The following is an 8,643-nucleotide window of genomic DNA, read 5'->3' as shown; positions in this document are numbered from 1 at the left end:
CAACCGGGCCCCACACCTTTATTCCCTGGAACGTGCCTGCCGACTGGCGCTTGTCCTTGAACTTGACGTCAATCGGGCCGTCCACCTTGGAATAGCCAGAGCCGGAGCCGGTGAGTGAGACGGTCGTATTGCCGCCTGCAGACGCTGCCTGGGCGACCATTCGCGGCGGACTTGGGGCCGCCGGTTTGGGAGCAGCCGCTGCCGGAGGAGGCGCAGTCGCGCTCCTTGGCTTTGGATTCTTTGCCAAAGGAGCTACCTGTTCAAGTTTCTTTATCGCAGCCTCTGCCGATAGCTTTTCTGCCTTTTGATAATGCGCAATGAGTTTATCGCCAACCTTTGTATTGCGTATGATGGTATCGATTACCATCTTGGCATTATGTTCCGCCTTCTGCCTGTAGTTCTTTATCCAATAAGGATCACCAAAGTACTCAATCTGGCGTATCTGATAAATCAAGTCCACAACCTCTCCGGTGACTATTTCAACCGTCACATCCAGATCCGCGGAAAGGTCCTTGCCTGTAACGTTGTCAATCCCCTTTTCAGTCCACTTGTAGGTAACGTAAATCCTGTCAGCATGGGTGTCCATCTTGAAGCCCGAGCTTCGAAGTTCATTCATGATGGTCGAAAAATCAGCGCGGTCTGTGATATCGATAGGCATCCTGAAAATGCCCAGCTTGTTGCCGTGAAGAGGATAAACACCCCGCTTCGCAACCTCGGAGAGCATCGTCCATACTCTATCCTTTAGCAAGGCAGACATGATAGGTGGTCAGCTTGGGTACGAAGCAAAATCTCCTAAAAGGCTTTCGATCATACGCTAGTCATCATCAGGGCACGTCATCTCCCTGATTGCCTTGTACCTGGACTCCATGATGCCGGCCGCCTTCTCTACGTCTTCCAGCGAGTGATGATTCTTTGGAAAGTACCAGCGGATGCCAACCTTGTGTCCTATCCCGTCCATGTCGTGGATCATGCCCTTGTCAGCTTCGACTCCGTATTTATCATCGACCGAGCGTTCGCGGACCTCAAGACCCCTCTTCGTCTTGTCCTCAAGGACAAAACTGTCCGGCAGGTCGTAGATAAAATAGAACTGGCCCTTTTTTGCCAGTGCCGCTTCGTTCAATCCAAGAGGTTTTAGACCCTATCACTTATCTTTGTATCGAATTTCCCGGGGCTGAGAGTTCTCCTTGCATGCGGTTGTCGTTACTTTTCTATCGGATTTCCTATCATGTTGCCCCATTCTGTCCAAGAGCCGTCATAGTTCTGGACGGAAGGGTATCCGAGCAAGTACTTTAGGACAAACCAAGAGTGCGACGAACGCTCGCCAATCCTACAATAGCAAATTACATGCTTGTCTGGGGTGACGCCCTTTCCCTCATAGAGCGCTCTGAGCTCCTCTGGACTCTTGAAAGTGCCGTCAGTCTCCCTGACCGCCTGTGCCCACGGGATGTTCTTTGCGCCGGGAATATGTCCTCCTCTCTGCGCGTGTTCCATCGGATATTCCGGAGGCGCAGTTATCTCGCCGGAAAATTCCTTCGGAGACCTTACGTCAACCAGAACGGACTGCTCTGCCCTGTCGATTGCTCGACGGACGTCAAACATGTAGGCTCTGACTCCCTCGTCGGGTGGTCTGGAAACATAGTGCGACGGCTGCGACGCTGGTTCGTCCTTTGTGTAAGACCGCTTTTCTAATTCCCATTTTTTCCTGCCGCCGTTCATGATTCTAATTTTGCCGTGCCCATAGTACTGGAAAACCCAAAAGGCAAAAGCTGCAAACCAGTTGTTAAAGTCGCCGTACAGCACGAGTTCTGTTTCTGGCGTGGCGCCTATTCTGCTCATAAGCGCTTCAAACTGCTGCTTGCTCAGGATGTCCCGCCTGACCGGATCGTTGATGTCCCTCCTCCACCAGATGAGGTGGGCGCCCGGCAGATGCCCCTGCTTGTAAGCGTTTTCAGGGTCGTAGTCGACTTCTGCAATGACTATGTTCTTGTTCGAAAGGTTGTTTGCAACCCAGTCCGTTTCGCACAGCACTTCTGGATGCGAGTAGGGAGACATCCTATCGGCTTGTACGCAATGGTGTGTTTAATGCTTTTCGATTTGAGAGCAAGAAACCCGCACTGGACAATTCCTTGCAGCTTCATGCATCTGCAAAAGGCATTTAATGACTGCCCAATCAATATCGGTAGCACCCCATGCCAAGCAAGATACGATCAGCCGCCATTGTGACAAAGCTTCACAATTCTGAAGCAGAGTCCGCTGCAGCAAAAGTGGCCCAGCTGCTTGCAAAAAGCGGTACCAAGATTTTCTTGCTCGAGCCGCTGCGTCTTGAAGGCGGAATTCCCGTCAAGGTCGAGGAGCTCAAAAGCCTGAAAGTCGACCTTGTGGTTGCTATTGGTGGCGACGGGACGACTCTTCGCGCCTTTCGCCTGTCTCCCCTTGAAGTCCCGTTAATGAGCATGAATATCGGGGGTCACAGGGGAATCCTGTCGGAGGTCGACACCCCCCTTCTCGAAGGCGCAGTGCAGTCCCTTCTCTCAGGCAAGTGTTTTATCGAATCAAGGATAAGGATTCAGGCTTCAGTTGGGTCGCAAGTTTTTCCGCCAGCGTTAAATGACATACTGGTCACTCGGACGAACCTCATCCGAACGCCGGTCCTGTCAATAAGGCTCATGGGAGATGAAATCAGGCAGCGGATGGACGGCATCGTGGTCTCGACTCCCACCGGTTCAACCGGCCACTCCTTCTCAATAGGGGGACCTGTGCTGCATGAAGGAATGAACTGCCTTATTGCAAGTCCGATAGCCCCGGTCAACCGCATGCCGCAGCTTGTTATACCGGTCGAGGAAATTGTCATTACGAGTAACCACGACTCGCAGATAGTAATTGATGGACAGGAAATCTTTCACGCACCAGCAGGCGAGGAGATCCGCATTTCCAGGTTTGCACACGATGCGCACTTTATGCGGCTTAGAAAGAAGGGCATGAGGCAGCTTGCCAAGCTCGGATTCTGAGACCCGGCAGAAAATCGCGCTTGACGCAAGCGCCTTTTATGCCGGCATCCCGTTTCTTTCAGGCTCCGTCGCGGAATTCTACACCACAACCGAGATCCTCTCCGAGGTGCGCCACATAAAACAGTCGCTTGGAGCCATTGAGGCATTAACGGACTCGCGTCTTCTGGTGGTCCTGGAGCCGAGCAAGGGCTACCTCGACAAGGTCGATGCCCTGAGCACACGGACCGGCGACCGTTCGAGGCTCTCTGATGCTGATATTTCAATCCTAGCTCTCGCCCTCGAGCGCGGCTTGGTGCTTGCAAGCGACGATTATGCGGTCTCAAACGTCGGAATATCCGCCGGGATCAAAGTCCTCTCGTCAGCAGGCAAGGGGATAAGGGAAGCCAGAAATTATTCGGCCTACTGCAGCGGCTGCAGCAAGGGATTCAGTCCAAACCTGGCCGAATGTCCCCAGTGCGGCAACAGGCTGCGGCGAAAATACAAAAAGTCGGGCGGCGCCCTCGGGAAATCTCGCCCGTCCTGACGGTCAGGACTTGTGCAAGTCTTCCAGCCATTCGGAGAACAGCTTGCTTTGCATAGCGGGCGCAGAGGCATCGTCTGCGCTGCTATCGAGTATTTTTCTTACCCGCTCGGCCCGAGCAAGGCCAAAGCCCGGGATGGTTGCCATTTCCGCTGCGCTCGCATGAAGCGCCCGTCTTGGGGTCTTGAACTTCCGGAGCATCCTGCCAGCCAACTTGTCGCCGATGCCCGGCACCGAGGCAAGGATGGATAGCTGCTGTACGAGGAGCGGATTATCTTTTCTTATCTTGCGTAAGAGAGGGCCCGATGGAAGCCCTCCTCTCAAACCCTTGTTCGCAAGCGCCATTATGAGCCGGGCTGCATGGTCGGGCGAGGACGCGTGAATAATGGACATCCGGTAATCGAGCGCCACTTCTGCAAGCGAATCATAAGCAAGTGGCAGACGCTCTGCAAGGACTCTTTTCTTTTTATCGTCGAGCTTGGCATGTTGATCCTCTGCGATATATTCCAGGTCCTCAATGTAGCCCTCGACGAGTACAAGGGGCTGTTTGAAGTGTTGCGCCAGTTCGGAGCACTGAATGAAAAGTCTGCCGTCATAGACCGAGTTTATCAAGTCGTTAACGGTCTTGCGCTCCACTGCTATCTCGGGAGAAAGTATGTAGTCGCCCACGGCAAGCTGCGCGAACTCGACTGCGGCCCCGGAATCACGCAGAATTGAAGGAATTTGGCTGTTCCTTTCGCGCTCGTCAACAATTATTCTTGGGCGCCTGGTTTGCTCAGTCAATTGCGATCGGGGACCTGCGCAGTCTTGCAGCGGAGAGCTCTATTCTCCGCGCGGTTTTTGGCTACCTGGAGGCCCCATCATGGAGCTGCCCGGTCCAGAGCCAGCCCCCTGCATTCCTCTTATCATTTCATTTATCTTGGTCTCGACTTCCTTCAAGTTCTCCTTTACCCGCGTCTCCTGCTTTTGAAGAACCAAAAGCCGCGTGTTAGAAAGCTCCTTCTTCTCCTCAAGTTCCTTCACAACATCCTCTTTACGAGCCTTAATCAAAATCGAGCCTGCATTTTTGAAAATAGTATCATCCGCCCCCGCCTTCTTGAGCTCCTCCAGAGCCCGATCCGTCTCGACGGTCTCAACCTCAAGTTGCTGCTTCTGCATCATAATCGCCTGCAAGTTTTGCTGAAGTTGCTGGAGCCGGGATACCTGCTCTCTCAGCCAAGGCGGCAGTTCTTGTTCACTCATTTTACAAAAAATAGCGTCATCGCTAACATAAATTTATGCCTGAGAGGCACGACGCCTGCGCCCTGTGCCTTCCGATGCCTTCAGACAGCGGTATGCGGAATCTGCCAGGCGAACAAATGAATTCAGGCTGGCCCTGACGGCCGCCAAGTCGCCAGATTCCAGCTCAAACGAAACGATGTTTGATCTTATGGTAAGTGAAGGGTGGGAGCCGGAATCAATCGATCGGGTCTCCGGCTCCATTGCCAGATAAACAGCCCTGGCGTGGAGCGGGGTCTGAAACCGAATTACGATTCTAGCCGTGCAATTTTTCAACGTCAACGTCATACGCGCCGGATGCAATCTTGAAGCTGCACTTTGGACACATCCAGATTCCCGAGGCTATCCTGCCAAAGCGTTGCGAACCACACGAGGGGCATCTTCGCTTTTTGTGTAGCGTCCTGTATACCTTGCCATACCTCTTCCGGACCGTGGCTCCGAACTTGACGCCAAGGCCCTTCAGGTTCGTCGAAGTCTTCTTAACCATTCTTGCCGGTCAACTCCTTTAGTCTTGCCCTGATAGCCTCGCCTTTATTCTTTGCGACGGATGACGCCTTCTTTATCTGCTCGATTGTAAAAGCACCTGCAAAGCCCTTCTGGACCGCACAGAATCCATCCTCCGTGGATGTAAGGGTGATGCGGGCGTCCATGCAGGCCTCTTCTTCTGCACTCGGATCGACAAGGACAACCTCGCCCAGCCTTATTGACGTGATTGAAATGGGAATTGAGGTAATTGGCATGTCTCGGGTCGAACCCGTGTCAACTACCTTGTCGCCCTGCATTTCCAGTATCGGCAGCTTTGCACTCAATAACGCCGCAACGGTGGCATATGAAGTTGCATCAAAGAGGTTTCCATCTGCGTTGATGACGCTACAATCGACAAATATGGTGTAGACGACCTTGCCTGAGATAAGCACCAGCTGCGAAAGGTCTATCATTTCTGATTCCCTAACTCCCCTGTCGACTACCCTGGCCAATTCGACTACTTCTTCGTCAGGAGGACCCGGTTCCACGTGAGGCGAGGCTGTTGGCAGCACTTCTGCCGATACAATGAGAGCGCCCTTGTCTTCGAGACCCTCGAATGGCTCTCCTGTCTCGACCTTGACGCCGGCGATAACTTCGCTGTCACCTAGCCTAACCCGTGCTGAACCATTTGCCTTCTTTATGACATCAAGTTCAATTTCAAGAGGCCTCATTTCGTCAAATTCTCTTCCGTCGAGCCGCTTGCCCCTGGAAATCGAATCCGCCATCTGCTGCCTGCGCAGGTGCTCTACAATAATGGTGGAGCGTTTTGAAGAACTCATTCTTACTGAACTTCCTCCTTAGCCTCAAGCTCGTTGCCAAAGTACTTTTGCATGATTGCCTGCCTCTGGATTTCGTATACCATCTTGCAGCCCTCCACAGCCTTGTCCAGACATTCGCTGAACTGATCTGGAGTCAGTCTCCCATCGAGCTGCAACAGAGTAACCTGGTCAAGCCTAGGCATGTAAGCAACAGGCATATCCGCACCTCCCTCCTTGTCCTCGGTGTCGTTTATGTCCAGAACAATCTTTTCGTCAACCTTGCCAGCAGCACATGCCGCGACCAGGTCTTTCATGTTGATACCCGCATCTGCAAGGGCGACTGAAGCGGCGGTAATCCCTGCACAGCGCGAGCCTCCGTCTGATTGAAGTACTTCGACATACACGTCAATAGCCGCACGGGGATAATCTTCAAGCATGAGTGCTGGCTCCAGAGACTCCCTCATGACCTTGGAAATTTCCACTTCTCTACGGGAGGGCGCCGGGTTTTTGCGGGTATCGGTCGAGAAGGGCGACATGTGGTACCTGCACCGGAGAACACACCTGTCTGGCAAAGCCATGTGTTTTGGATGCACCTCTCGCGGGCCGTAAACTGCCACGATTATCTTGTTCTTCCCAAATTCGATGTACGCGGAGCCGTCGGCATTCTTGACAGCACCCACTGTGATCTTTACGTTCCTCAGCTCATTGATGGTCCTTCCGTCAGTCCTCTTTCCATTCTCGTCAATAAGATTTCTCGTTTGAGTCATTTCTCTTCTTCTACCTCCAATTCTTCTTCAACTTCGTCAAGCGAAGCCTCGACTTCCTCCGGCTTTGGCGCAGAAGGCGCCTGTTCCTGTGGCGCATCTGGAACGTTCAGAAGTACCTTGATTCTCTGCGTAAGGTTTGCAGTATGCGCTTCCTCTTCTACCATCCTTATCGCCCTGACCGCCAGCTTCACACCCTCCGGATCCCGTCCAGTAACGACCACTATTCCATTCTGGCCGATAAGGACTCGGGTCTGAGTCGCCTGCTCAATTGTCTGTATCATAGATCCGCGTTTCCCGATAAGGCGGGGAACCCTGGTGGCCGATATCTTGAGCAGTTCTCCTCGTGGAATCTTGCCCAAGTCCCTGTCCTGGACAGTAAGCATTGGGTCGCGGGTACGATCAAAAGCCATGATGCGCGCAGTTATCATGTCGCCAATGGCCAAGTGTTTCGACATATCGTCGCGAGCAGGAGAGAAGTCTCTTCCAAAAACGTCCTGAGCCGGCAGGTGTGCGGAAAAGCACGAGTTGATATCCACTTCCCACGAAAGTGACGAGTGGTCGACGATCTTGCCGATCACGAGGTCATTTACGCGGGGAATATAGACGCCCGAAAGGGGAATGACCTTGACGCCGTCTCTGCCAGTTTCTGCAATCCCTATCCTTGTCGCAATAAGGGAATTGCCGGAGCGCACCACATTCATTACGGGCCTAAAGTTCCCTTCAACTATCTTGTCACCGGGTATAACGTATCTTCGCCTTAGCTCATGCATTAAAGTTCACCGCCAATCTCAAATCCTCTTCCAAAGTCAAGCCTTGCATTCTTTTTTTCGCCTTTCGCAGATAAGTAAAAGGCGACTTATATTTATAGGCAATTAAATTCCGGAATTCTCCCGACGCACTTGAGACACCAGCGCCGGCCACTCACTTGAACCGCCTGCCAGCTGTGCCAAAGCCAGGAATTTTTAGACCCTAGCCTTCCTTTACCTGGGCCGAGCCTTTGGTAACCGAACCCAGGCGGTCCAGAAAAGCTCCCTTTAGACCCGCGTTGACTTCAACGACAACGCGAAGGGATCCGTCGGCAAGCCATTCTTCTCCCTTGAAGTCGCCTGATGATTTCAAGACCGGATAGGATTGCGCTCCGTACTGTGCTGGAACGGTCACCGTAAGGCGGAGGATTTCTGACTTTAGAGGCAGGATCTTTCTGAGGCTTTCCACGACGGCCTTTGCTTGTTCTTCCGCCTTCTTGAAGGGATCAACGTTCACCCGTGCCTCGTCCATCGCGGCTTCAATTCTGACGACGGGGTGCGGCAAATGGGTTTTCGGGTCGACGAAACTGCGGTTTATCAGCTGCACTATCTGCTTTCTTTTTTCCTCAACCATCTTGCGCCTCTGGTCCGTCGTAAGGTTAAGATCGCCCTGGGCGATAATTTGTTTGGCAATTTCCGTCGAATCTGTAGTTCGAAAATGCTTTGCGAGCTTCTCTGTAGATGCCCTGGAACCTTTGTTGGCATCGGAGTAAATCTCGTCTGAGACAAGCACGCTTGAGATGTCGGTCCTTTTTCCCGTCTTGTACTCCAGCGCGGGGTCAGGCTTGACCAAAAGCTCAAACTTGTCGCCGTCAAGTACCAGCCTGACGATCGTAAACTTGGTTTCGGTCATTTGATCGATATGATCAGGTCTATCTTGTGGTATTTATGCATGTCATGGGGCGTTCTGAGGCATACAATCCCAGAAAGGGGGGTCCCTGACACTTTTTTCAGATTTCCGGCCGCCTTCGGTAGATATTT

General features: G+C 52.6%; 13 protein-coding genes. 3 read left to right on the top strand and 10 right to left on the bottom strand.

Features of this window, described 5'->3' with window-relative positions:
- The 3 genes from ABI361_03260 to ABI361_03250 all read right to left on the bottom strand — a co-directional run.
- A partial coding sequence (locus ABI361_03260; protein MEO9319671.1) for a ferredoxin occupies positions 1–757 on the bottom strand: 757 nt, incomplete at its 3' end.
- A 57-nt stretch (positions 758–814) separates the two neighbouring features.
- Positions 815–1,120 carry a hypothetical protein gene (locus ABI361_03255; GenBank protein MEO9319670.1) on the bottom strand — a complete coding sequence of 102 codons (306 nt, stop codon included), beginning with the start codon at positions 1,118–1,120 and terminating at the stop codon, positions 815–817.
- An 80-nt stretch (positions 1,121–1,200) separates the two neighbouring features.
- The gene (locus ABI361_03250) at positions 1,201–2,052 is read right to left on the bottom strand and encodes a sulfurtransferase (protein ID MEO9319669.1); all 852 of its coding nucleotides are present in this window, start codon (positions 2,050–2,052) and stop codon (positions 1,201–1,203) included.
- A 137-nt stretch (positions 2,053–2,189) separates the two neighbouring features.
- Here ABI361_03250 and ABI361_03245 point away from each other — a divergent pair, with 137 nt between their 5' ends.
- The gene (locus ABI361_03245) at positions 2,190–3,008 is read left to right on the top strand and encodes an NAD(+)/NADH kinase (GenBank protein MEO9319668.1); all 819 of its coding nucleotides are present in this window, start codon (positions 2,190–2,192) and stop codon (positions 3,006–3,008) included.
- On the top strand, positions 2,989–3,531 hold the full coding sequence (locus ABI361_03240; protein MEO9319667.1) for a nucleotide-binding protein: 543 nt from the start codon (positions 2,989–2,991) through the stop codon (positions 3,529–3,531). The genes ABI361_03245 and ABI361_03240 overlap by 20 nt, the downstream gene beginning before the upstream one ends.
- 3 nt (positions 3,532–3,534) lie before the next feature.
- On the opposite strand, the gene ABI361_03235 is transcribed toward ABI361_03240, so the two are convergent.
- Both ABI361_03235 and ABI361_03230 read right to left on the bottom strand, forming a co-directional pair.
- Complete coding sequence (locus ABI361_03235; GenBank protein MEO9319666.1) at positions 3,535–4,311, bottom strand: ERCC4 domain-containing protein; 777 nt, start codon at positions 4,309–4,311, stop codon at positions 3,535–3,537.
- 39 nt (positions 4,312–4,350) lie between these two features.
- A complete protein-coding gene (locus ABI361_03230; GenBank protein MEO9319665.1) occupies positions 4,351–4,770 on the bottom strand; it encodes a prefoldin subunit beta in 420 nt (139 codons plus the stop codon).
- 64 nt (positions 4,771–4,834) lie between these two features.
- On the opposite strand from ABI361_03230, the gene ABI361_03225 reads away from it, so the two are divergent.
- The gene (locus ABI361_03225) at positions 4,835–5,020 is read left to right on the top strand and encodes a hypothetical protein (protein MEO9319664.1); all 186 of its coding nucleotides are present in this window, start codon (positions 4,835–4,837) and stop codon (positions 5,018–5,020) included.
- A gap of 42 nt (positions 5,021–5,062) precedes the next feature.
- Here ABI361_03225 and ABI361_03220 read toward each other — a convergent pair whose 3' ends face one another.
- The 5 genes from ABI361_03220 to ABI361_03200 form a co-directional block, all read right to left on the bottom strand.
- Positions 5,063–5,293, bottom strand: a complete 231-nt coding sequence (locus ABI361_03220) for a 50S ribosomal protein L37 (GenBank protein MEO9319663.1) — start codon at positions 5,291–5,293, stop codon at positions 5,063–5,065.
- Entirely contained in the window at positions 5,286–6,110 is an 825-nt protein-coding gene (rrp42, locus tag ABI361_03215; GenBank protein MEO9319662.1) for an exosome complex protein Rrp42, read from the bottom strand. The genes ABI361_03220 and rrp42 overlap by 8 nt, the downstream gene beginning before the upstream one ends.
- 2 nt (positions 6,111–6,112) lie before the next feature.
- Positions 6,113–6,856, bottom strand: coding sequence for an exosome complex exonuclease Rrp41 (gene rrp41 / locus ABI361_03210; GenBank protein ID MEO9319661.1), 744 nt, complete (start codon positions 6,854–6,856; stop codon positions 6,113–6,115).
- Positions 6,853–7,626: an exosome complex RNA-binding protein Rrp4 gene (gene rrp4, locus ABI361_03205; protein ID MEO9319660.1), complete on the bottom strand. Its 774-nt coding sequence runs from the start codon at positions 7,624–7,626 to the stop codon at positions 6,853–6,855. Before rrp4 ends, rrp41 begins: the two co-directional genes overlap by 4 nt.
- A 199-nt stretch (positions 7,627–7,825) precedes the next feature.
- The gene (locus ABI361_03200; protein ID MEO9319659.1) at positions 7,826–8,515 is read right to left on the bottom strand and encodes a ribosome assembly factor SBDS; all 690 of its coding nucleotides are present in this window, start codon (positions 8,513–8,515) and stop codon (positions 7,826–7,828) included.
- Between the last annotated feature and the right edge of the window lie 128 nt (positions 8,516–8,643).

The organism is Nitrososphaera sp. (assembly GCA_039938515.1).
Lineage (GTDB): Archaea > Thermoproteota > Nitrososphaeria > Nitrososphaerales > Nitrososphaeraceae > Nitrososphaera.
This window is presented reverse-complemented; position numbering and strand designations above follow the sequence as displayed.

Coding starts and splice junctions, on each gene's coding strand:
- ABI361_03250 (MEO9319669.1), bottom strand. CDS start 2,052: ATGTCTCCCTACTCGCATCCAGAAGTGCTGTGCGAAACGGACTGGGTT.
- ABI361_03245 (MEO9319668.1), top strand. CDS start 2,190: ATGCCAAGCAAGATACGATCAGCCGCCATTGTGACAAAGCTTCACAAT.
- ABI361_03230 (MEO9319665.1), bottom strand. CDS start 4,770: ATGAGTGAACAAGAACTGCCGCCTTGGCTGAGAGAGCAGGTATCCCGG.
- ABI361_03220 (MEO9319663.1), bottom strand. CDS start 5,293: ATGGTTAAGAAGACTTCGACGAACCTGAAGGGCCTTGGCGTCAAGTTC.
- rrp42 (MEO9319662.1), bottom strand. CDS start 6,110: ATGAGTTCTTCAAAACGCTCCACCATTATTGTAGAGCACCTGCGCAGG.
- rrp41 (MEO9319661.1), bottom strand. CDS start 6,856: ATGACTCAAACGAGAAATCTTATTGACGAGAATGGAAAGAGGACTGAC.
- rrp4 (MEO9319660.1), bottom strand. CDS start 7,626: ATGCATGAGCTAAGGCGAAGATACGTTATACCCGGTGACAAGATAGTT.
- ABI361_03200 (MEO9319659.1), bottom strand. CDS start 8,515: ATGACCGAAACCAAGTTTACGATCGTCAGGCTGGTACTTGACGGCGAC.